We start from the raw sequence: 24,135 nt of genomic DNA, 5'->3' as shown, positions 1-24,135 counted from the left end.
AGTACACCTTGGATGGACACATGCTTAAAAAATAGCAGAAAGCAAATGTTTATGTTGATGGTCTATATCGCTCATCAAGTTGTATTTAATTCAAAGTAACCGGAAAAACTATGTCTCAATATCAAATAGCGCTTCAATTTGAGGATGGCGTGACGCGTTTTATTCATCTGATGGAAGGTGAAACTTTGTCTGATGCCGCATATCGCCAAAGAGTAAATATTCCATTGGATTGTCGTGATGGTGCTTGTGGAACCTGTCGAGCTTATTGTGAATCAGGGGATTATGAACTACCTGAAGACAGTTATATCGAAGATGCCTTAAGTGCCGAAGATGCAGAGCAGGGTTATATATTGGCTTGTCAATGCAGACCTAAATCGGATGCGGTTTTTCAAATTCCTGTTTCATCTGATGTGTGTAAAACAGAGATTCATACTTTTAAGGGTAGATTGGCTAAACTGGAAAATCTATCTGATTCAACAATTAGTTTTGATATCCAGTTAGATCAAGACCAACCCAATATTCAGTTTTTGGCAGGTCAGTATGTCAATGTTGGGATTCCAGCTACAAATGAAACAAGATCTTATTCATTTAGTTCTAAACCCGATGAGCGTTGCCCAAGTTTTTTAGTGCGTAACATACCGAATGGAAAAATGAGTAATTTCCTCAGTCATCAGTGCCAAGTTGGTGATCAGTTCAGCTTTAGTGGACCTTATGGCAGTTTTTATCTGCGTGAGATTATCCGACCCGTATTGATGCTGGCCGGAGGAACGGGTATTGCACCATTTCTTTCCATGCTAAAGGTATTGCAAGCCAAGGGCTCAGCACATCCCGTGCGTTTGGTTTTCGGCGTCACCCATGATACGGATTTGGTCGCTTTACAGCAATTAAATGAGGTTCAGCAAAAATTCTCATGGTTTGAATATAGAACTGTCGTTGCAGATGTTAAAAGTCATCATATACGTAAAGGCTATGTCACACAGCATATCGATGAAGATTGGTTAAATGCTGGAAATGCCGATATGTATTTATGCGGTCCAGTTGCAATGGTCGAAGCAGTAAAAATTTGGTTGGAGAAGAGCAATATACAGCCACAAAATTTTTTCTTCGAAAAGTTTTCAGAGAATTAAGGTCCATTAAATCCAAATTTATCTACATATTCATTATTCAAGCGGATTGACCTGAATATGAGATCAAGTCGAAAAATCATCTATGAGTACCTTATGGCACCTGATCAGATTTATTTTCTGAGTATATGGTCTGGGGCGAGTGATGATTTTTTAGGGAATTATGAACTATAGAAATAGGTTCATTGATAAGGAAAAATGCTTTGTAGCATACATCAAGGAAGTGAAATATGAGAGATAATAAAATTTATCTATCCGATATTTTAGATCAGGCAAAATTTAATACATTTCACTGGAAGGTGGTCATTTGGTGTTTATTAATTATCATTTTTGATGGCTATGATTTAGTCATATATGGTGTTGCACTCCCTTTGTTAATGAAAGAGTGGCAATTAAGCTCTGTACAAGCGGGCTCACTTGCTAGTTTAGCCTTATTCGGTATGATGATTGGTGCGATGTTATTTGGAACATTGTCTGACCGATTTGGTCGAAAGAAAATTATTCTACTTTGTATTGGGATGTTTAGTGGTTTCACTTTTTTAGGTGGATTAGCCTCAACACCAATTGAATTTGGCATACTGCGCTTTTTGGCTGGTTTGGGAATTGGTGGAGTGATGCCGAATGTTGGTGCACTAACATCCGAATATTCACCTAAGAAGTTACGCAGTACGCTGGTTGCCATCATGTTTAGTGGTTACGCAGTGGGAGGCATGACTTCTGCATTGTTAGGTGCTTGGCTTGTACCGAATTATGGTTGGAATATCATGTTCTACATTGCTGGTATCCCATTACTGACATTAATTCTGGTTTGGAAATATTTGCCAGAGTCACCTTACTTTCTGCTCAAAAATGGGCGTAAACAAGAACTGTTAAAAATCATTAAGAAAATCTCACCACAAACCAATGTGGAGAATGTAGAGATTGAGATCAGCTCGCAAAAAGACTTTGTGGCCGAGGAATCATCGATTAAAGGATTATTCCAAAGAAACCGTACCATGAATACTTTATTGTTTTGGACCACGTTCTTTATGTGTCTGTTGATGGTGTATGCATTGGGCAGTTGGTTACCAAAGTTAATGATACAAGCAGGTTACTCTTTAGGCACCAGTATGCTGTTCCTACTGACGTTGAATATTGGTGGCATGATTGGTGCAATCGGTGGAGGCTTTCTTGCGGATAAATATCATCCGAAAAAAGTGCTTACCATCATGTATTTGCTTGGTGCAGTTGCATTGGCTTTACTTGGGTATAAAAGCTCGATCTATATTTTGTATGGTTTGATTGCGATTGCAGGGGCAGCAACGATCGGTGCACAGATTGTTCTATATGCCTTTATCGCGCAATACTATCCAAGTTCGATTCGCTCTACAGGCATTGGTTGGGCATCAGGTATTGGTCGTATTGGGGCAATTGTAGGTCCAGTACTCACTGGTGCTTTGCTTACCTTAAATCTTCCACACCACATGAACTTTCTTGCAATTGCTATTCCTGGTGTGATCGCAGCGATTGCAGTTTTTCTTGTAAATTCAAATGTTTTCACTACTAAAAAAAATATTATTGATAGAAATGGAACTGGTTCATCTATTCCAAACTGATTGTCTTTTGAATTCATACTTAAATCTAGCCTGAGGATAGCCATAGGAATGGCTATCCATGCTTTTTGAACGGATGAGCAGTATGCAACAAGTTATGTGTTTTTCTAAATTAAATTATGTGACTATTATTTTATTATAGGCGATTTTTAAGCCGATGACCTATGCAGATACTTCATCGGGCTCGATTAAGGAATTGTGCCAAGAAGTGAATTTTTAAAAGCAAGAATTACAACATATTCATACTCATCAATTTTAGCTAAAATAAAAAAACGTACCAAAAATGATTAAATTATTTTAGTGAATAAATTTATATTTGCTTTTAAATGTCATCTGACTTAAATATCCGAAGTGTATGGTTCAGCCATCTTTAGATGGATTGATGCCATGCTCGGTTCTCTTGAAAAATTCCAATTAAAAACAATCAGCGTGGTATGTATAAGTTTCAGCACTTTATTGCTTACCGCTTGTCAAAGTACGACGATAACGCGAAATCAACAGGCCAATACAGTGCAACAGCTCCAACAAGAAAAAGTCCAACAACCGAAACGTGTGGTCTTTTTTTTGGGTGATGGAATGGGCATCACCACGCTTACCGCTTCACGTATTTATGCTGTTGGTGAAGATGGCCAGTTGGCGATTGATCGGCTGCCTGAGTCTGCCTTTGTCCGTACCTTTTCTGAAGATGCGCAAGTCACGGACAGCGCACCTTCGATGGGCGCGTACATGACAGGTGTGAAGATGAAAAACGAGGTGATCTCGATGCAGACAGGGACAATTGCGGTTGAACCTGACTCAGTAGGAAATAACCAGTGCGCGACTAACCCACAAAACAAAAATAAGCAAAACACGCAAACTTTACTTGAATTAGCCAAAGCGAAGGGTTGGAGGACAGGGGTTGTGACCACGACGCGTATCACGCATGCCACGCCTGCATCAACTTATGCGCATATTTGCCACCGTGATGCTGAAAATGACATTGCATCACAATTGGTACCAAGCTCTAAAGGGGATATCTATCAGCACTATAACCAAAAACTCAAAGATGGAGTGGATGTGGTTTTAGGTGGCGGCAAGCGTCAATTTTTGCCTAAAGATGCAGGCGGAGAGCGTACTGATGGGCGCAATCTAATTACCGAGATGCAAAAGACAGGCTACCGTGTGGTTTTTGATGAAAGCCAACTATCCCAAGTGCAACTGGCGAAAAATGAAAAATTATTGGGTTTATTTAATAACAGCCATTTAAATTATGACTTGGATCGAAGCAAGAAAAACTTGGCAGAGCCGAGTCTAAAGCAAATGACGCTGTCTGCTTTAGACATTTTGACACAAAATAAAAAAGGCTTTTTCCTTATGGTGGAGGGCGGGCGTATAGACCATGCGCTACATGACACCAATGCCAAACGTGCTTTACAAGACACGATTGCTTTAAATGATGCTTTAGAAGCAACTATTCAAAAACTTAAACAAAGTGATCCTGAACTTAAAAATACACTGATTGTAATCACGGCAGACCATGATCACACCCTAGTTTTAAATGGTTATGCCAAGCGCACAGGAAAATATATCGAAGGTAAGGAAACCAGTGTGCTTGGTCTAGTGAAAAACTATGACCAAGCGGGCTTTGCTCAAGATATTCATGGTCAACCTTATCCGATTATCGGTTTTGGTACTGGCAAAAAACGCCCTACTCAAAACCGTATGGATGACTTGGTGCTGAACTTAAAAGACAGTGATGTCTGTCATCCTGTACAAGGGCCAAAGGCACCGCAAGGTGAAAAATATAGTTTCACCTATCCTTTGGCTGAAACGGGTTGGTGTACGGGCACTGCTGCGGATGATTTCCAACAAGAAGCTGTGATTCAAACGGGCTATAAAGATAAAGAAACGCATGGCGGTGCAGATGTGTTTTTAGGTGCAATTGGTCAGGGAGCCGATCAGTTCTCAGGTAGCCTTGAAAATATTGAGGTCAATCACCTCATTCGTAAGATCACAGGCTTATAGCAGAGGGATATCCATGAAACCTATTTTAAAAACCATCCCATACATGATGCTTCTGCTTACAGCGTCGATTTCTTCAAATGCTTTGTATGCTGCTGATACCACACTTACACCGACGAAAAACGTTATATTCTTTTTAGGCGATGGCATGGGACCAACCATAGTGACGGCAAGTCGTATTTATGCTGTGGGAGAAAATGGCAAACTGGCCATGGATAGCATGAAGCACGCAGCACGGATTAAAACCTATTCTGAGGATGGTCAAACCACAGATAGCGCTCCCTCTATGGGCGCCTATATGACTGGGCAGAAAAATAAAAATGAAGTGATTGCGATGACAACAGGAACGGTTGCGGTCGAACCTGAAGATGGAAAATTGCCGAATGGCAAAAGCTTAGCGAAAGCCATCAACCGTTGTCCAGAACAGGGCAGCAGTATGGTCGCAGGGATGCCTGCGTTAAGTATTTTAGAAATGGCAAAAAAGCAGGGAAAAGCGGTTGGCGTAGTGACGACGACTGAACTCACCCATGCCACACCTGCGACAACCTATGCACATATTTGTCACCGTGATGCGCAATACGATATTGCGCTTCAAGCTGTTCCAAAAGGTAAAGCTTATAATCCAAACTTATTGGATGGCATTAATGTCCTTATGGGAGGTGGCTTAAATCACTGGACGCCTTATGATGCAGTCTCTAACCCCAAAGGGCGCTTGGATGGTCGTGATTTATTGGCAGAGTTTAAACAGCAGGGTTATCAAACCGTTTTAAGCCAAAGTGATTTGGCACAGACGGTCAATACTCAGAAAATTTTCGGCGTATTCTCGACACAATCGCATTTAAATTTTGATTTGGACCGACTCAAGAAGAATATAAAGACTGAACCGAGTCTGGCGGTGATGACCAGTAAAGCGATTGATGCACTGCAAGCACAGAGTCATGGACAAGGCTATTTCTTGATGGTTGAGGGTGGGCGTATTGACCATGCGCTACATGCCAATAATGCCAAACGGGCATTGCAGGAAACCAAGGCATTTAATGATGCAATTCAAACTGCACTGGATAAAGTGGACTTGAGCAATACCTTGGTTGTAGTGACGGCAGACCATGACCATGTGATGACCTTTAATGGTTATGCTGCACGAACGGGTCAAACGACGGAGACTAATCCAGGTATTTTGGGGCTGAGCTATGACTATAATATTGCAAAAGAGCAAAATGCTTACAGCAAAGTGCTGGCTGATGGCCAAGTACATAATCCATACCGCGATGTAAATGGGACAACAGGAACGACGCTCGTTTTTGGAAATGGTACGGGCAAGCGTTTAGATATTCGTGACAGTATTAGCAACGAGCAAGCCTTTGCTGACGACTATAAACAAGAAGTCGGGGTACAACTGGCGAAAAGCGAAACGCATGGCGGCGGAGATGTGATGCTGTTTGCTGAAGGAAAGAATTCAAATCTCTTCAAAGGCACACAAGAAAATACATGGGTATTTGAGCAATTGAAAAAGGCGTTTGGATTTTAATGGATACAAGATTAATACGGCCGTTCAAATTCAAAATGAAGTTCTTAGCATTGTCTTTCAGTTTGCTCAGTCCATGGGTATGGTCGGCCGATGAATATCGTATTGATTATCAGATTGAACGGTTGGATGCCAATGGGGTCACGACCATTCAAAAATACAGTGAGAAAATAATTCGAGATGCGCAAAATATTTGGATTGAACGTTTAAACACTCAAACGCATGCTGACGAAGCCCAGACACATGGCAACGCTCATGTGTCTGCCAAAACAGACACCCATGAGCATGCAAGTTTTGACCATGCAATTCAGTGGATGCAACGTAAAGATGTAGTCGGGCAAGCAAACGGAGAAAGTCCGTTTCAGCGTTTTTATATTTTGTCAGATGAAAAAATGCGGGTGCAATTGCAGGATGTCGATCAAGAAATGCTAGGGCTGAAAAACTGTTGGCGTTGTGAATATAGTTTGATTCAGCCTAATATTTTAAAGCGAGCACAATTGATTCAACGTGATCCGAAGTTAGCGCATTATCAAATACGCAGTGCTGGGCAAACGTTGAATATTATATGGAATGAACAGGATCAACTGGTTCAAAAATATGAATTGCTCAAACCGATCTCAGGCTATGCCAAAACCTTTACCGTGCGCAAAATTGGCCAATATGTTGCTACACCTTGGACGCAAACAGAAAAATACAGCGAACGTGACTATGCGGACTTTAGTGATTAGCCGATGAGTTTTTGACTTTTAATTTCGGCGTTACAACAGGAATATCCGTGATTTTTTGGGGAAAATAAGCGGTTAGGACTGTGCAGCTTGTACCGTTAAACCACTCCAACGCTTAAACGCGCGTCGAAAATTAGTGGCATCGTTAATTTGTAAATACTGAGAAATCTGTTCAGTTTTAAAACCATGCACACGATATAAAATGATGGCGGTATGCAAACGACTTTGATCGAGTTGCGCCTGAAAATGGGTCTGATGCTTTTTCAGTTTACGTTTTAAGGTGGCAGAACTCATTTGAAAATAATCAGCAGTTTGTTCGAGTTGAATATTATTTTGAATATTCTGCATGAAGTATTGATGCAAACTGAGCAAAAAACTCTGTTGAATATTTTGAGCTGTCATTTCTTTCAGCGCATGTTGATAACTGATTGCAGCTAAGGTCGAAGAGGCATTGGGAAGTTTTTCATGGACCAAGTCACGAGGCAGGCTCATCATGTTGATCGGGCGATTAAATTCTAAAGCACTGCCTAAATGCGTCCAATATTGTTCAATATAATCCGGTTCAGAAAAATTAAATTCGAATTTCCACGTTAACTTGGTTTGATACAGTTGACGGCTAAATGCTTGTATTGCACTCATTGCGCTTTCGATTAAAAAGCGATTTTCAAGCTTGTTTTCATCTAACCAATAAATATGAATATGGTTTTGGCTGTACATGAGTCGAGGGCATAACCACGGTGAAACAGACGCGGAAAATGTTAAATAACGGCTAAGCGCTTCATCGAAGGTCGATGCATACAGCATGGATTTAATGGCGTCATTAAAGGGGGTGGTTAGGCTGCGTTGACCGAATAAAAAACTGATGTCCTGATTGCGAAAACACTGCTCAGCATTTGTTAAAACCTGTTGTAACTGTTGCTGGCTAATCAGCTTTTGCCCTGAAAAGATATCTTCCAAGAAAATACCGCTACCACTGAGTAGGACGTGATGTTCGACTTCATGGCTGACTGCTAAATCAATTAAAATAGACAATTGATGATGCGCAGGAATGTAGCTGTAGTCGCATTCAAAGCTCATACGGTGACTCGCTTTGGTGAGTAGTATTGCTTCACTTGGAGCAATTGCTGATTTAAGGCACTCAAAAGTTGCTGAGCAGTTTGGTATTGCCCGACTGAACAGCAGGTCGTGAGTGCTTTTAAAGGAATGTGCACGGACAAATCACGTTGATAATAAGCACTGACCATAAGCATGCGCTCAAGTTGAGCTGCCATTTTTTCAGCCTGTTGTAGCTTCGTCTCTGGTAACAGCATAATAAAACGATCTCCTGCGAAGCGGCAGAGCAGGTCTTGTGGTCGTAAGTTTAAGCTAATCAATTGTGAAACATGCTGTAAAATAGATGTGCCTTCATCAAAACCATGTGTTTGATTAATCTGATTAAAATTATGCATATCTAACAATATGACGGACATGTCGCTGGGTTCATGCAAGTTTTGCTCAATTGCAGCTTTGAGCTGTGTTTTAAAGTAATGAGCATCGGCCAAAGGGGTGAGTGCATCGAATAAACGATGATCCCGATAAATACGTTCTCGTTTTTGCATGTGTTTAGAAATCGCCAGTTCTTCTTGATGCCAAAAATAAATCCCGATGGTAAATAGGCACAGTCCAATTGGAAAAGGAATGGACTCAAGCCATGCATCCCACATGATTTCTTTAGGTAGGCGAATAAACTCATCTAAGCTGTCCATCCACATATGGAAAAAAATAAAACACAGTCCATAAAAGATATAGTTAGTTACACGGCCCAAAGGACGGCTTTTAATAATAAAGAAAATCCAAATACCAATAAAAACAGTTGCGCCCCCTTCACCTAAAATATCGACCCAGTTCCATTCAGCAAACGACTTGCTCTGCCCAAGTAAGATAAACAACCAGAGAGATAAGCTACAGGCAGTCGCTACACATAACAAAGGCCAGCGGTAGTAAGCAAAGTATTTAGGCATAGCATTTTTTGAAATGATTTATTTTCGCCCAAGCTAAACAGATTTAGATGACAGTTTGATGGCAAAGGCTAGAGTCAAAATAGATCAGTGTATTTTTGCTTTTTGAGAATAAAAATGCTGAAAAACCCTATCTTTGTGGTGAATATGCATCATTCTGTATGCTCAGAATTTTCTCTATACAGATCAAATTAGCTCACTTTTTGCCGAAAATGACCAAAAACAAATAAAAAGGGCAGATCGTAAAAGGCACTGTCACATCATGTTCACATTCAATTTCTATTGTGCGTTCAAACCATGCCACTTTGGCTTGAGGGGAAGAACATAATGCAAAATAATCAGAGCCGTTTCATGAAACATAAGCGTGCGGGTTTTCAGCTCAGCACACTGGTCCTGTCAATGCTGAGCATGACGCATCTACATGCCGAAGATAACACGGTGGAATATGTACAGGTCATTGGCCAAGCTGCAAGTATGGATAAAGCACTCAAAGAACAAAAACGTGCCGACCAAATCAGCAGTGTGGTACATGCCGATGGCATCGGACAATTACCCGATGACAATGCTGCAGAAGCTTTGCAACGGATATCGGGTGTATCTACAGAGCGTGACCAAGGCGAAGGACGTTTTGTTTCGGTTCGTGGTTTAGGCGCTGACTTAAATGCAGTGACCATCAATGGTACTTTGGTTCCCGCGCCTGAAAGCGATCGCCGTGGCGTGGCATTGGATGTCTTACCTTCAGAGCTGGTGCAGTTTTTGGCTGTGGTGAAAACGCTAACACCAGATATGGATGCCAACTCATTAGGCGGTACGGTGCAGGTTGAAAGTTTATCGGCTTTTGACCATGGCGGTTTGTTTTATACGGGAACGGTTGAAGGTGGTTATGATGAAAAACGGGAAAAATATAGCCCTAAAGCATCTGGTGCCATCAGTAACCGTTTCAGTGTTGGTGAGGGGCAAGACAACCTTGGGGTGGCGTTGGCACTGAGTTATCAAAACCGAAAATTTGGCTCGGACAATGTTGAAACGGGTGGGGCTTGGGATGGTGACGCACTTGAAGAAACCGCAATGCGTCAATATGACATCGAGCGTGAGCGTATTGGTGCGGGACTGAATTTTGATTACCGCCCCAATGACACAGGCGAATACTATTTAAGAACTTTATATAGCCGATTTAAAGATACCGAATCGCGTCAAGAAGTTTCAGTTGAATTTGCCAATCCACAACTTGCAGGGCAAAGTGGAGATGCAGAAGTCACTCGCTCATTAAAAAGTCGTGTTGAAACACAAGAAATTCAGTCTTTTGTTTTAGGCGGCAAGCAAGGTTTTGGTACTTGGACGGTGGAAGGTCAGCTCGGTTATAGCGAAGCATCGGAGGAAAACCCAGGCGGTATTTCGGGGGCGAAATATAAAGCTGAGTTTAGTAATGTTGGCTTTAGCAGTACCCAAAAGCCAGTTGTAACAGCAGATCAAGATTTTTATGATGCTGCCAACTATGAGCTAGATTCGGTGTCGTGGGAAAAGTCTAAAACCACCGATAAAGAATACAATGGTAAATTAGACTTTCTAAAAGACTATATGCTGGGGAATTATGCGGCTGCATTGAAGTTCGGCGGCAAAATTAGTCAACGTGAAAAAACCAACAATACCGATGAATGGAAATATAAAGACCTCAGTACGTCAAGTTCAGATTTCAATTCAAACAGCCATTATGAACTGGGACAGTTTGGTCCAAGCATCAATGAGAAGGCTATTCAGGATAAAATAAACGGGCTAAATGCTGCTGACTATGTGGTTGCGGATGGCTCGATCATTAATGACTTTAAGTCAAATGAAGACATACAAGCGGCTTATGTCATGAATACGATTGATTTTGATCAACTGCGTGTGATTGCTGGCTTACGTTATGAAAATACCAACTTTGAAGCACGTGGTTTTGAGTTTAATGATGATGTGATCACTGTGACCAAATATGAAAATGACTATGATCATTGGTTGCCAAGCTTACATTTGCGTTATCAATTGGCGGACAATACCTACCTGCGTGCGGCATGGACCAATAGTATCGTGCGTCCGAACTTTGCGCAAAGTGCACCAGGTGTTTACATAGATGGTGATGAGGCTGAGTTTGGTAACCCAATGTTGAAGCCTTTGGAGTCTTCTAACTTTGATTTGGGTGTAGAAAAGTATTTTGGCAAAGCCAGTATGGTGAGTTTTTATAGCTTCTATAAAGATATCGACAATTTTATCTATAACACCAATATTGCAGGGACGGGGCAGTGGGCTGACTTTGATGAAGCTGTGACCTATAAAAATGGTCAAAGTGCCAAACTCTATGGAATGGAGTTTGCCTATTCACAAAAATTTGACCACTTAGGAGCACCATGGAACGGGTTCTTGTTGGGTTTAAATACCACCTTTAGTAAGTCAGAGGCGGATATTGATTCGATGAAAGATGGAGAGCTTTTGAGTCGTCGTATTCATTTGCCAAATCAGTCGGATGTGGTGGCGAATGCGATGCTTGGCTGGGAGAATGAACGTTTTGGTGTACGACTTTCAGCAAATTATAAATCGAGTTATCTGTATGAACTTGGTGACATTGATACGCCTGAAAAAGATATTTATACCGATGACCAAATCTTCCTTGATTTTAGTAGTCATGTGAACTTATCTAAAAACTTACAGCTCAAGTTTGATGTACAAAACATCACCTATGAGCATTATTACAACTATGCAGGTTCTAAGGCTTATAACGCGCAATACGAAGAATATGGCCCAGCTTACAAACTGGCACTGACCTATACCCATTTTTAAGTCGAATTAAATTTAGTACTCAGGTGTGCTCAACAAAAGCAGACCTGAGGTTCCTTGCCCAATTTTGAGTATCTCTATGAAATTTTCATCTTTTAAATTGTCTGCTTTAAGCAGTTGCTTGCTGTTATTGAGTGCATGCAGTCAGCACAGTGTGCCTCAAGCTCCGCAAAGTAGCCAGTTGTTAAGCTCGGTTGAAATACCAATAGATCAGCCTATGGAAGCGAAGTTGCAATTACGTGAAGTCGACATGAATGGGGCGAAAACTGAGGATGTGCAATGGTTAACCTTGAGTGCATGGCCTGAAGTTGCCGCACTGTTGAGCAGTAAAAATAAAGGGCTACAAATCTTAGATGATCAACAAAATGTACTACATCAAATTCAAGGTCAGTTTGGGCGTTTTGATTATCGGATTGGTTCGGAGCGTTTATTGATTGCTGCGTCGAATTTGCAACAACAGCAAATTCAATTGATGAGCATGAACTTAAAAAATAAAGCATGGGACAAACCTAGTTTTATTCCAAAGCGTTCATTTAAGTCTGAAGATGTTTGCCTATATACCGATGCTCAAGGGCTGAGTTTTGCTTTTTTAGTAGGTGAAGAGGGGCTTGGTGAACAATGGTTGGTGGCTCAGCATGAGAAGGCTTTGGTTCAACCACAGCTGGTACGCCGTCTCAGTTTTCCACCTGCTAGTAGTGTATGCAAAGTGAATGATGCCACAGCAGAGCTGTTTATTAATGAAGCGAATGTTGGCGTTTGGGCATATCCAGCCCATTCTGAAGCAGACATGGTGCGTCAGGCGGTGGATCTCGTGCAACCCTTTGGTTCGATTCAAGGTTCACCCTCTGCAATTGCAATTGTAAATGATCATGTCGCTGTACTCGATGCAGAAAAACCTTTGCTTTATCGTTATCAAAAGCAAGATAAGCAATGGAAAGTACAGCCGCCTTTACAACTAGACACTGTGAAAGAAGCAGAGACTTTGAGTGTTCAAGGTAATTTAACTGATAAATCCTTGCTGATTTTAGATGATAAAACCGTGAAAGTGACAGATGTGGAATGGGAAACTCAAACTCAGACCAAAGCTCAAAATATCATCACTATTCCAGCAGAAGTGCAGACGGAGGGTGTGCCAAGTACAGGTGACGCGGCTGATGATCCTGCGATTTGGCATAACGCTGCACAGCCGAGTCAGTCCCGTATTTTAGCGACAGATAAACAAGGTGGTCTACAGGTTAACGACTTACAGGGCAAAACTGTGCAGTACTTGCCAGTAGGGCGATTGAATAATGTCGATGTACGCCACGGTTTTAAATGGGGCAATCAGAAAGTCGATTTGGCGGTGGCATCGAACCGAGATCATAACAGCCTGCATCTCTTTGCGATTCAACCCAAAACGGGCAAGGTTTCTGTGCTTGGCGAGTTAGCAACCACATTGGATGATATCTATGGCATTTGCATGTACCGCGATGCTCAAGGGGAAATCTATGCCATTCCCAACGATAAAAACGGGACTTTTGTTCAATACCACATCACGGCTGCACAGCAAAAATTACGGGCTGAAGAAGTACAACGTTTTTCCGTGAAAACCCAACCCGAAGGCTGTGTCGTAGACGATGCCACAGGGCGTATTTTCTTGGGTGAAGAAGATGTCGCGGTGTGGGTAAAAGATCTCAACCCAAAAACTCAGCTTCCTATGCAGCAGGTGATTGGTGTAGGAGAGGTGATGCATGATGACATTGAGGGGATGGGACTTTATCACGGCAAAAACCAAAGTTATTTGGTGGTTTCAAGCCAAGGCAATGACAGCTTTGTGGTGCTTGATGCCGCTGCACCTTATACGGTTCGTGGCGCATTTCGTATCGGCATCAATACCGACAAAGGCATTGACGCTGTGTCTGAAACAGATGGACTAGATGTGAGTTCCCTAAATTTTGGTGGCAAATGGAAGCAAGGCATGTTGGTGGTGCAAGACGGACGTAAACGTATGCCTGAAACCAATCAGAACTTTAAATATGTGCCGTGGGAAAAAATCGCTCAAGCCCTGCATTTGGACTAAATAGCGCTTTAGTACCTGAGTTAATACATGGGCTGCTAAAGAATCACAGCCCATTTAAAAAATATATATGTACTGCACCATGCAGTAAAAAAATTGGAGTGCGTTATGCAAGCAACAATGGATCAAATGTCGGTTTGGATGTTGATTAGCCATGCCAGTGTGTTGGTAAAAGTAGTGATGTTGATTTTGGTTTTATCCTCAGTCGTAAGTTGGTATTTAATCGTGCGTCACGGCATGTTACTTCGTGGACAAGAGCAGCTTTGGAACCGTTTTTTAAAGAATTTTAGACAGCAAAAAGATCTCAATCTTTTACAGCAAGATTACCAACAGCCTGAACAACAAAAAGGCGTTGTCAGCATTTTTCAACATGGTGTGGATGAATACCATCAATTGATCAAAGATGAGCAACTCACCACAAGTGATGTGATTGATGGAGTAGAACGTCGTTTACTCAGCAGTATCAGTGAAGAAGAAGAAAAGCTTCAGCAAAATCTGACCTTTCTCGCAACAGTCGGTTCAGTCAGCCCTTATATAGGCTTATTTGGAACAGTCTGGGGCATTATGAATGCGTTTATTGGACTGTCTGCCGTTGAACAGGCAACCCTCAATACAGTTGCACCAGGGATTGCAGAAGCGCTGATTGCGACAGCCATTGGTTTATTTGCCGCTATTCCTGCGGTCGTGGCGTATAACCGTTTTTCGGCACGTGCTGACAAGCTTTCTAGTCGTTATTACGGTTTTGCCAATGAGTTGCAAACGCGTATTTATCGTTTGTTGGGGCACACTGAGCGCACTTCGCGTTAAGGAGTAAGAACCATGATTAAGCGTCCTCAAAAATTAAAACCCAATGCTGAAATGAATGTGGTTCCTTATATTGATGTCATGTTGGTGTTGTTGGTAATTTTTATGGTGACTGCACCAATGTTGACGCAAGGCATTCAAATTGATTTGCCTAAAGTGGATGCCAATGTCATGCCCGCGTCACAACAGCAGCGTATTGTAACCTTATCTATTCAAGCCAATGGCCAGTATTACTGGAATATTGGATCAGAAGTGAATACCGAGAAAGTTACGGATCAGGCCATTGATTTAGCCACTATGCAACAAAAGCTCGTTCCGATTATTCAAAAAGATAAAAGCTTACAGTTTTATGTACGTGCCGATCAGGATGCTGATTATCAACTGGTTGCACAGGCCATAGCATCCTTGCAAAAAAGTGGGGTAACGAACTTGGGGCTAGTGACAGAGGAACCACAATCATGATGGCAACCGTTTCCAAAATTAGGTTTTGTGATCAAGGTCTAGCACTTTCGGTCACGGCTGGATTGCATATTGCGCTAATTGCATGGTTATGTACGGTTGAGATGCATGAAACATTGGCGGAACCCAAGCCGAAAACCATTCAATTACAATTTGTGCAAATACCCCCTCCAGCCAAACAACAACCTGAACCTAAAAAGCCTGAACCGATAGTCGAAGAAAAACCGTTACATGAGCCTGTCAAAAAACAGCTTGAGAAACCTGCTGAAGTCCAACCGAAAACCACCAAGAAGTTTGTAGAGTCACAGAGCAACAAAATTGTACCTACAGCGGCTAAACCGACACAGCAAGTCGTGATGGAAAAGCAAACGGCAACAGCGGAATTTCAGAAAACAGTAGATACGCAGTCTAAAGCGGATATACCAACTCAGACGAAGACCCAGAAATCAGTAGAACCTAAAGCACAAACTCATCCTGAATCATTTGATGTTAAAAATTATCAACCTGTTTCAAAAATAGCACCAGCTTACCCAGAACAAGCTTTGGATCGTAAGCTGGAGGGGGATTGTACGGTGGTGTATAGCGTGAACGAAAAAGGGCGGGTAGAAAACCCGAAGGCACAAGGCGACTGCCATCCGATGTTTGTACGACCTTCGATTCAGGCTGCACTCACTTTTAAATATCAGCCTCGTCTAGTCGATGGCAAACCAACTAGCGTGTTGAATGTTAAAAATACTTTTCAATATCGTATTGAAAGTTAATTTTATATCGCCTAAGTTCAACTTGAGAACATGTTTTAAATAGTTGGCAAAATGGTCTGAATAGCAGTGAATTTCTTTAAAACTTAGACTTTGGCTAAAACCATTGGGTAGAACCACGCTAAATGCTGGTTGGTCTTGAAATGTTGTGCGGCATAAAGGCAGAATTCACTGACCGAGCCTGACAGGAGTGATTCATCGAGCTGATAATTTTTTAATTGTTTTGGATAACTTTTTTCCCATAACTTATTGTTCATGCTTTATTCCTTTGTTTTGCATGTATTTAAAAATAAAAAGCTGAACTTTCTTAAAAAGTTCAGCGGAATGATTTAAAGCATCACTTCAATATTGCTGAGTGGAAATGCAACACAGCTATAAATCCAGCCAAATTGGCGGTCTGAGCGGCGTAAGTGCGCCTCGTCGGGAGTAAAGACTTCACCTGAAATCAGTTTGATCCGACACAGACTGCATTCGCCTGAGCGACAGGCATTTTCGACAAAGAAACCATGTCGTTCTAGACTGTTCAGTAAAGGCTCACCAACCGTGGTAGTAAACTGTCCTTTGCCTCTTACTGTGACTGTCACTTCTTGATTTAATGCAATGTCCGACGTCCAAGTTGACTGTGTGTTTGGGGCTTTGGGGGCACCATTGGCTTCAACACGAATACGTCGAGCAGGAACTTCTAACTCAGCCAAAAGTTGTTGGCAACTTTGGTTAAATGGCGTTGGGCCACAGATGTAGAACATCTTTTGTTTCGGCTCTGTACCTAATAATTCGCTCAAGCGCTCTGCACTTAATCTTCCTGTTTGACCTTGATAGTCTGCTGTCGGACGAGTGATATATTCGGTTAAAGTGAAATGAGCATACTGTTTGGCCAGTGCTCTGAGCTCTTCGGCATAAATCACATCATCTTCAAAGCTATTGACATAAATCAGGTGGAATCGCTGTTGAAGATTTTGTTCAAGTAGATTTAAAAGCATACTGCACGCTGGCACACTCCCAGAGCCACCTGCCAAAAACACCAGATCATCACCATGAAACAGCGGATTGTGGTGAAAGTTCCCCATTGGACCACTACTTTGCAAGGTTTGTCCTACCGATAGTTGATCGACCAAATAGTGTGAAACAAAGCCCGCATCTGCTTTTTTGATGGTGAGATCATAGTAGTCTGCTTGGGTTGGCGAAGATGCAATTGCATAGGGACGAGCTGTGTAAGTACCTGCCACAGTGACAAATAGATTGATGTATTGACCTGCTTGAAATGCTGGCAAGGCTTCACCATGCTGAGAGGCTAGGCGGATGGTTTTAGTCGTTGGCGTTTCTTCAATAATCGCCTGAACAATCAAATCAATACGCTTGGGATGCAGCGAGTGCATTATCCGTTGCACTTGGCCTTTATATTCAGAAAAGTCTGTACCATTTTGTTCTAGTTCAGATTTGGCTTGAATAATTTCCTGATAGCCTGTGACTGCATTTAAAATATGTAGATCAGACATTGCTTAGCTCCTGTTGTGCCATTTTGTCGAGTTGACGCACCACGGCTTTGGCTGTAGATACTCCTGCAGCATAAGTCGGTTGGAATCCGCCCATCGTGGTCCACGCACTGGCAAAATAAAGCCCTTGTAAATGGTTCAATCGGTCTCGGATAAAACTGGTGTCTTCGCGTGTTTGCTTATAGCCGTAAATTGCACCGCCTGGAGTATTCAAATAGCGCATCATGGTGAGTGGTGTCGCGACTTCAACTTCCTGAATGTGTTGACGTAGGTTCGGATAGACCTGTTCAATCAGATCAATTAATTCATCCGCAAAACGATATTTGGTTTTGGCATAGTCTTCGGCTTTCACATTTTTCCAGACATCAGCATATTGCAAGCACACCAACACCACCTGACTTTTGCCTTCTGGAGCAGCTTGTGGATCATCGTAGTTATAGCAGGTCAGCATTCCTGAAACAGGGCTATCAAAACTTTCCATATTGTCATGGGTTTTTTCCCAGTCCATGGTCGAGGAAATAAAGGTTGATGCTGCATTGATCTTTAAGTGTGCTGGGGTGCAATCTAGACCCAAATAAATGACAAAGGCAGATGTTCCCATCCGCCGAGATTTGAAGTCTTGCTGAATTTTTGTAGGGAGGGGATCATCTAATAATTCGTTAAATGTGAGTAAAGGACTAGCATTGGAAATCACGGCTTTACAGTTGATCAAGCGCCCATCTTCAAGCCTAACCCCAATGATGGCATGATCCTGAGTGATGATCTTTTCCACACCGCAGTTGAATTGTGCTTCACCGCCTGACTCTAAGAATGATTCCAACAGCGCGTTGGACATGGTTTGCGATCCTCCTTTGATATGCCATGGCTTAAACATCGCATAGGCATATAACATATTGGCGAGATCACTAAATAAGAGATTTTTGGGTGGAATGCCGGAATAAAACCAATAGGTCGCCAAAATACTGATTAGAGTTTCATCGGTGAAAAACTCATGCAATACATCGTGGGCAGAACGTAGACCATAGCGTTTAAAATATGGACAGAGTTGATCAATGAGCAGTGGATCATTGCTTTTTTGTGCTTTAGGCAGGGTTGTAAAACCTTCTAAAGTGACTTTTTCACAGGCCAACATAAATTGTTCAAGTTGATCTGCCTCAGCAGGATACTGTGCTTGTAGCAACTTACGAATCCCTGACCAGCTTGCGGGTAAGGTGATATCGACCTGATTGGGAACAGCGAGTCGATAAAGTTCGTGCTCTTGTACAAATTCGACTTTATCCATCACACCGAGCTGGTCGAATAACTGCCGCATGATAAATGGGCGCTCTTCTGTGCCTAAACCACTTAGTTGATGCAATGCCACTTCAAATTCAAAATCACCACGGACAAACGAGGTGGCACAGCCACCGGGTATGTTATGACGTTCGACCAGTAAGGTTTTTTTGCCTGCCTTTTGTGCTGTGACGGCTGCAGTTAAGCCTGCGTTGCCAGAGCCAATGACTACGACATCATAGTTTTGCATTTTAAACTCCAATCTTAACATTGGTAAGATTTGATTGAAAAAAATTAGAACGGGTTGATTTTTTCTAGCGCTTTATTGAGTTTCAGCGAATTGAATCGGGTGTAAGTTTTCAAATTGCGGTGATGCTTTAGACATACGGCTTTGCACCATGGTTAAAATATCTTGTCCATTTAAAATAGCTGATTGCAACATCACAGTATGGTCTAGGGCTTGAGCCACATTATGGTCTCGACTATAGAGTAGACTACGTTTAATGCCTTGCATGGCTACAGGTGGCTTTACAGCAATATTTTTTGCAATGCTAAAAGAATGTTCCAATAGTGCTTCTGGTGTTTCTAAAATTTTAACCGCTAGTCCGAGACGGTACGCATCTTCAGCGAGCAATGTGTCTCCCGTGAAAGCAAGATAGCGGGCAAGATTGAAGGGAATTTGATGGGGTATACGTTGTAATACGCCAATATCCGCCATCATCCCAATATTGGTTTCTTCAATACGAAACTTGGCCTGTGGAGTCACAAAACAAAAATCACATGCTGCAATTAAATCAAAACCAGCTCCGACACAACTGCCATGTACTGCTGCAATTACAGGGAATCTAACTTTTTCAAGGCAAGTCAATGCGTCTTGCATCAGAGCTAAGCTTTGCATGATGCTTTCACGTGCTACAGCATTTTGTGCATGAAATTCGGCCTGATTACTAAACATGCTCAGATCAAGACCTCCACAAAATACTTTACCTTGAGCCGAGATAATCAACGCTCGGATCTGTCCAGATTTATGCAATTGTTGAATCACTTGAGGAAATTCACGCCAGAAAGACAAATTTAAGCTATTTGCTTTTTCAGGGCGGGAAAGTTGTATATGCGCAATCTGAGCCTGAATACTCAGTTGAAAGCACTCATAATTTTGATTCATCACTCTGTCCTTAAGATGTTTAAAAAATACTCTAAACCTTAATCTTTACAGTGTAAAGATTAATTTAAATGGTGCATTTAAATTTATGCTAGGATAAATGGCAGAAGAATATTGATTTTTACTCAGCACTTTATGAACAAATCCGTCAAAAGAAAAAATTACCATGTTGGTAATCTTGAATCCCAACTCATTGATCAAGCAAAGAAAATGCTTGAAGAAGTCGGACCTGATAAGTTGTCTATTCGGGCTATTTCTGAACAAGTGGGTGTGAGTGCAACGGCTGTTTATCATCACTTTGCCAATAAGGATGAACTATTGAGTCATCTTGCCGCACAAGGCTTTGCTCAGCTAGAAACTGTTTTGGGACAATGTCAGCAAGGGATAGACAAGAAAAATAAGATGCAGGTGATTAGTCGGCAGTACATGTTATTTGCTTTTGAACATCCTGCCATGTATCAGTTAATGTTTGGTTCTCAATTGGCACATAGTGAAATGAATCCTACTCTTTCTACGGCACGAAAAAATGCTTATGCTGTGGTGGAGCAGTGTGTAGCGGATGTGCTTGAAAAAGATATTCAGTCCAAAGAAGTTCGTTCTGCTGCGCTGGCTGCATGGTCTTTTGCACACGGACTCGCGTCATTGATGATTCATAATGTTTTTGAGTTACCAGAACATATTTCTAAAGATGCTGTAATTGAAAAAGCACTTTTAGGGTTTAATCAATTGGTGAAGGTGCATTTAGATTTTGAGTAAAAGGATATATCGCATTTCTTTTGTGATTGAATAACGTAAATCTTCATGTTTGTGATTTAATTTTATGGCTAGATCGTGGAAATGCTTTTAGAGGCTTAAAATGCAGCATTCTGTTGAATGCATGAAACATTTTAAGCTCTAATCATACGTTTATATAACGGTTAAACTTTTGATGCTGCCTCAATAATTACTTTTGCAACTTCAGCTGCTTGTGACAAATGTGGAACATGACTTGCCTTCAAGGTGGTGATATTGGCTGACATTCTTTCAGCCATTTTCTTTTGTAGCTCAGGTTGCAACATATAGTCATCTTCACTAATGATATAAGTGGATGGTTTTACTTTCCACGCGGCAGCATTTACTTTTTCTTCAAAGTTTCTTGCCCGAATTGGGGTTTGTGTTGCATACATCAATTGGGTTTGAACAGAGTCATTAAGATCTTGTGCAAGATGTTGTTCAATACCTTCAAGGCTCAAAGTTAAAAAGCCATCTTGGTCACTGACTAAATGAGCAAAGCCTGATGGTGCAGGAAGGCCTTGTCCTAAGTTGACGACTGACTCACCTACGGCGGGTGCAAAAGCGGCGACATAAACCAAAGATTTTACCGACTCATGTTGTCCTGCTTCAGTTACCACCATGCCTCCCCAAGAATGACCGACAAGAACAACGGGGCTTCCAATTCTATTAAGTACACGTTGGGTTGCGAGTACATCATCATCCAATGAGCTTAAGGGGTTTTGTACTGCAATTGTGTTGAATCCTTCAGCTTGCAAAAGTTGAATAACAGGATTCCATGTTGAACCATCTGCAAATGCCCCATGTACTAATACGATAGTCGGTTTGTTTTGCGTGTCTGTGTGATGTTGATGATTTTGCATAGCGAATCTCTTGATCTGAGTTTTGTTAATGAGCTCACTATACATAGGAAATAATTTGAGATAAATTATCTAAAAATATCAACATTAGATATAAAAAGATTCAAATGGATAGATTCTCTTGTATGCAGGTGTTTGTTAAAGCGGTGGAGTTGGGCTCAATTTCTGCTGCTGCTGTCGAGCTAGATCTATCTTCTCAGGTGGCTGGGAAGCATATTAGATTCCTTGAGCAAGCATTGGAAATTAAATTGTTGAATCGGACGACTCGTCAACAAAGTTTGACCGATGCAGGTCGGATTTATTATGAAAAAGCCAAACATATTTTGGCAGAAATGGAAGAGGCTGAAGTTTTTTTGGCTGAAACACGTTCAACACCTAGAGGAAAATTGCGCATTAGTGCTCCTGTAACCTTTGGTAATCATGCATTAGCACCTGCAATTACTGAATTTTTAAAGAGATATCCAGAAGTCTCTGTAGAATTGAATCTCAGCAATCGTAAAATCGATTTGGTTGAGGAGGGCTACGATATTATTTTTCGTTCGGGTGAATTACAGGATAGTGGTTTATTGTCGCGTGGTTTAGCCCCTTATAAGTTAGTTTTATGTGCCTCTCCAGAATATATTCGTAATAGTCCTCTTTTAGAGACTCCAGATAATTTAAAACATCATGAATGTTTAGTCTTTACACATTCTATTTTGCGAACGCAGTGGTCATTTAAAGGCCCTGATGGTATCAGCTCAGCATTGATTACTGGAAGATTTTGGACCAATAGTGGTGAAGCCTTACGTGCGGCTGCGATTGCAGGGCAAGGTTTACTTTTACAGCCCTATGAGTTGGTTGCGGATGATTTGGCAAGTGGACGTTTAATTCGAGTGCTGAACGAGTATGAGCCTGTTGTGGGTTCACTACATATTTTATATTCACGTGACCGTAGGATGACGCCTAAATTAAAAAGTTTCATTGATTTTATTGTGCTTAAATTTGGAATCTAAACTTTTGTTATAAATAAGAAAAACTGAAAGCGAATAGTGAAATGAAGGGAAATATTTTCCCCTTCATTTCAGCAATATTTATTGTTCAACTGTTTCAATCAAAGGGACAGCATCTAGTTTTGGCATTGTGCGCTGCCAAGCTGAACCATAACGGGTATATTGAGAGGGAACCGTAATTGCAGTTTTTAGATCGTCTGCTGCTGTACGTGCCCAGAACGGGTCTTTTAACATCTCACGGCCAACCAGAACAATATCAGCACGACCATTTTGTAGAATCTCTTCAGCTTGACGACCCGTTTCAATTAAACCTACCGCACCTGTCTTGATCTTGAGTTCTTTACGCAATAATTCAGCCGCAGGCACTTGATAATTCGGGTAAGTATTGACTGGAACCATCGCAATACCACCTGATGAACAATCAATTAAATCAATATCTTGTTCCTTCATCCATTGCGCATAGATCAGAAAATCTTGAGGTGTATTGCCACCTTCAACATAGTCTGTTGAAGAAATTCGTAAGAATAATGGACCATCCCATTCACTGCGAACAGCATCAATCACTTCTCGAACGATACGGTAGCGGTTTTCATGGCTACCACCGTAAAGATCAGTACGTTTATTTGCAAGTGGTGATAAAAATTCATTGAGCAAATAACCATGTGCGCAGTGAATTTCAATCACATCAAAGCCCACTTTTTTTGCTCTCGCTGCACCTAAACGAAAGGCTTCAACCACTTCTTTGATTTGTTCAATACTCATTTCATGTGGAACACGAGATTCTGGAGTAAACGGAATTGCAGAAGGGGCAATTGAGGGTAAATCAATCCCCAGTTGACGACCTGCATGACCGAGTTGCGCACCTGCTTTAGCACCAAAGTGGTGAATCACATCGACCACCCGAGCCAAACTGTCAATATGGCTATCCTTCCAGATGCCTAAATCGCCAGGACCGATCGGGCCATTGGGCAGTACAGAAGCAGTTTCTAGCATGATTAGCCCTGCGCCACCTAAAGCACGTGCGCCATAATGTACGATATGAAAATCAGTGCTATGCCCGTCAGATGTAGCAGAGTGCATACACATTGGAGACATGGCAATACGGTTTTTAAATTCAGTGTTGCGAATGGTAATCGGTTGGAATAACAGTGCGGACATCGTCCTCTCCAAGAATCAGTTTTACTTTGATGAGGTGATGATACATACTGTTTTTTAGTGTTTATACGCTAAAAAAATTCCTATACTTACCAAAAGGTAACTGTAAGCTGCTATGAAAAAACTGCGTAATTATGATTCTGCTCCGGGGTGTTCGATGGAAGCAGCACTGCATATTTTGGGTGGAAAGTGGAAGGGTGTAATTTTATTTCATCTGTTTAAGGATGGGACTTTACGCTTTAGCGAGTTGCAGCGTCATTTGGTGAGTATTAATCAGCGCTTACTGACCAAACAATTACGTGAACTTGAAGAAGATGGGTTAGTGATCCGCCACGTTTATCCTGTAGTCCCTCCAAAAGTTGAATATTCATTAAGTGATGAAGGGAAAGAATTACAGCATTTAATTATGGAACTGAGTCTTTGGGGCAGAAAATGGCTAGAAAGGCGAGGGATGAAAACAGCGATTGATGAAGATTTGGATGCGCTAAAAGAGATGTTTGCCAAGACTGAAGCTTTGGATGAATTGGGTGAGTAAACACAGGCTTTGATGACGGTTTGAACAAGCATATTTGAGCCAGTAT

The 24,135-nt window shown here is 41.6% G+C and carries 21 protein-coding genes; 13 read left to right on the top strand and 8 right to left on the bottom strand.

Features of this window, described 5'->3' with window-relative positions; genetic code table 11:
- Window positions 1-110: 110 nt before the first annotated feature.
- From benC to OKC24_RS07710, 5 genes are all read left to right on the top strand, one after another.
- Window positions 111-1,127, top strand: coding sequence for a benzoate 1,2-dioxygenase electron transfer component BenC (gene benC / locus OKC24_RS07730; RefSeq protein ID WP_131276298.1), 1,017 nt, complete (start codon window positions 111-113; stop codon window positions 1,125-1,127).
- A 227-nt stretch (window positions 1,128-1,354) separates the two neighbouring features.
- On the top strand, window positions 1,355-2,719 hold the full coding sequence (locus OKC24_RS07725) for an MFS transporter (RefSeq protein ID WP_265464938.1): 1,365 nt from the start codon (window positions 1,355-1,357) through the stop codon (window positions 2,717-2,719).
- A gap of 384 nt (window positions 2,720-3,103) precedes the next feature.
- Window positions 3,104-4,720 (top strand): alkaline phosphatase, encoded by a 1,617-nt coding sequence (locus OKC24_RS07720; protein WP_131276296.1) that lies wholly within the window; start codon window positions 3,104-3,106, stop codon window positions 4,718-4,720.
- A 13-nt stretch (window positions 4,721-4,733) separates the two neighbouring features.
- Window positions 4,734-6,245, top strand: a complete 1,512-nt coding sequence (locus OKC24_RS07715; RefSeq protein ID WP_131276295.1) for an alkaline phosphatase — start codon at window positions 4,734-4,736, stop codon at window positions 6,243-6,245.
- Window positions 6,245-6,970: a hypothetical protein gene (locus OKC24_RS07710; protein WP_131276294.1), complete on the top strand. Its 726-nt coding sequence runs from the start codon at window positions 6,245-6,247 to the stop codon at window positions 6,968-6,970. Before OKC24_RS07715 ends, OKC24_RS07710 begins: the two co-directional genes overlap by 1 nt.
- A gap of 72 nt (window positions 6,971-7,042) precedes the next feature.
- Here OKC24_RS07710 and OKC24_RS07705 read toward each other — a convergent pair whose 3' ends face one another.
- The gene (locus OKC24_RS07705) at window positions 7,043-8,044 is read right to left on the bottom strand and encodes a helix-turn-helix transcriptional regulator (protein WP_131276293.1); all 1,002 of its coding nucleotides are present in this window, start codon (window positions 8,042-8,044) and stop codon (window positions 7,043-7,045) included.
- Complete coding sequence (locus OKC24_RS07700; RefSeq protein ID WP_131276292.1) at window positions 8,041-8,967, bottom strand: diguanylate cyclase domain-containing protein; 927 nt, start codon at window positions 8,965-8,967, stop codon at window positions 8,041-8,043. The genes OKC24_RS07705 and OKC24_RS07700 overlap by 4 nt, the downstream gene beginning before the upstream one ends.
- A 324-nt stretch (window positions 8,968-9,291) precedes the next feature.
- Between OKC24_RS07700 and OKC24_RS07695 the strand changes: the two genes are divergently transcribed.
- The 5 genes from OKC24_RS07695 (at window position 9,292) to OKC24_RS07675 (ending at window position 15,855) form a co-directional block, all read left to right on the top strand.
- Entirely contained in the window at window positions 9,292-11,778 is a 2,487-nt protein-coding gene (locus OKC24_RS07695) for a TonB-dependent receptor (protein ID WP_265464937.1), read from the top strand.
- Window positions 11,779-11,992: 214 nt separating this feature from the next.
- A complete protein-coding gene (locus OKC24_RS07690; RefSeq protein WP_265464936.1) occupies window positions 11,993-13,834 on the top strand; it encodes a phytase in 1,842 nt (613 codons plus the stop codon).
- A 105-nt stretch (window positions 13,835-13,939) separates the two neighbouring features.
- Entirely contained in the window at window positions 13,940-14,638 is a 699-nt protein-coding gene (gene tolQ / locus OKC24_RS07685; protein ID WP_049590884.1) for a protein TolQ, read from the top strand.
- A 12-nt stretch (window positions 14,639-14,650) separates the two neighbouring features.
- Window positions 14,651-15,097, top strand: a complete 447-nt coding sequence (tolR, locus tag OKC24_RS07680; RefSeq protein WP_086208627.1) for a protein TolR — start codon at window positions 14,651-14,653, stop codon at window positions 15,095-15,097.
- Window positions 15,094-15,855 carry an energy transducer TonB gene (locus tag OKC24_RS07675; RefSeq protein WP_171457739.1) on the top strand — a complete coding sequence of 254 codons (762 nt, stop codon included), beginning with the start codon at window positions 15,094-15,096 and terminating at the stop codon, window positions 15,853-15,855. Before tolR ends, OKC24_RS07675 begins: the two co-directional genes overlap by 4 nt.
- Window positions 15,856-15,938: 83 nt before the next feature.
- Here the strand turns inward: OKC24_RS07675 and OKC24_RS07670 are convergent, their stop codons facing one another.
- From OKC24_RS07670 to OKC24_RS07655, 4 genes are all read right to left on the bottom strand, one after another.
- Window positions 15,939-16,109, bottom strand: coding sequence for a hypothetical protein (locus OKC24_RS07670; RefSeq protein WP_165381181.1), 171 nt, complete (start codon window positions 16,107-16,109; stop codon window positions 15,939-15,941).
- Between the two features lie 72 nt (window positions 16,110-16,181).
- Window positions 16,182-17,348 carry an FAD-binding oxidoreductase gene (locus OKC24_RS07665; protein ID WP_131276291.1) on the bottom strand — a complete coding sequence of 389 codons (1,167 nt, stop codon included), beginning with the start codon at window positions 17,346-17,348 and terminating at the stop codon, window positions 16,182-16,184.
- Window positions 17,341-18,867, bottom strand: a complete 1,527-nt coding sequence (locus OKC24_RS07660; RefSeq protein WP_131276334.1) for a phytoene desaturase family protein — start codon at window positions 18,865-18,867, stop codon at window positions 17,341-17,343. Before OKC24_RS07660 ends, OKC24_RS07665 begins: the two co-directional genes overlap by 8 nt.
- Before the next feature lie 72 nt (window positions 18,868-18,939).
- Window positions 18,940-19,782, bottom strand: coding sequence for an enoyl-CoA hydratase-related protein (locus OKC24_RS07655; protein ID WP_131276290.1), 843 nt, complete (start codon window positions 19,780-19,782; stop codon window positions 18,940-18,942).
- A 132-nt stretch (window positions 19,783-19,914) separates the two neighbouring features.
- Between OKC24_RS07655 and OKC24_RS07650 the strand changes: the two genes are divergently transcribed.
- Complete coding sequence (locus OKC24_RS07650) at window positions 19,915-20,535, top strand: TetR/AcrR family transcriptional regulator (RefSeq protein WP_130146767.1); 621 nt, start codon at window positions 19,915-19,917, stop codon at window positions 20,533-20,535.
- 161 nt (window positions 20,536-20,696) lie between these two features.
- On the opposite strand, the gene OKC24_RS07645 is transcribed toward OKC24_RS07650, so the two are convergent.
- The gene (locus OKC24_RS07645) at window positions 20,697-21,413 is read right to left on the bottom strand and encodes an alpha/beta fold hydrolase (protein WP_213073149.1); all 717 of its coding nucleotides are present in this window, start codon (window positions 21,411-21,413) and stop codon (window positions 20,697-20,699) included.
- A gap of 104 nt (window positions 21,414-21,517) precedes the next feature.
- Here OKC24_RS07645 and OKC24_RS07640 point away from each other — a divergent pair, with 104 nt between their 5' ends.
- Window positions 21,518-22,402 carry a LysR substrate-binding domain-containing protein gene (locus OKC24_RS07640; RefSeq protein ID WP_130146754.1) on the top strand — a complete coding sequence of 295 codons (885 nt, stop codon included), beginning with the start codon at window positions 21,518-21,520 and terminating at the stop codon, window positions 22,400-22,402.
- Between the two features lie 78 nt (window positions 22,403-22,480).
- Here the strand turns inward: OKC24_RS07640 and namA are convergent, their stop codons facing one another.
- Window positions 22,481-23,557 (bottom strand): NADPH dehydrogenase NamA, encoded by a 1,077-nt coding sequence (namA, locus tag OKC24_RS07635; protein ID WP_130146752.1) that lies wholly within the window; start codon window positions 23,555-23,557, stop codon window positions 22,481-22,483.
- Window positions 23,558-23,669: 112 nt separating this feature from the next.
- Between namA and OKC24_RS07630 the strand changes: the two genes are divergently transcribed.
- Window positions 23,670-24,089: a winged helix-turn-helix transcriptional regulator gene (locus OKC24_RS07630; RefSeq protein WP_130146750.1), complete on the top strand. Its 420-nt coding sequence runs from the start codon at window positions 23,670-23,672 to the stop codon at window positions 24,087-24,089.
- Window positions 24,090-24,135: the final 46 nt, after the last annotated feature.

Origin of the sequence: Acinetobacter entericus, assembly GCF_026168575.1 — a bacterium.
In the GTDB taxonomy this organism is placed as follows: Bacteria; Pseudomonadota; Gammaproteobacteria; order Pseudomonadales; family Moraxellaceae; genus Acinetobacter; species Acinetobacter bouvetii.
Note: the sequence above shows the minus strand (reverse complement) of the source record. Positions and strands in the feature narration are given on the sequence as shown.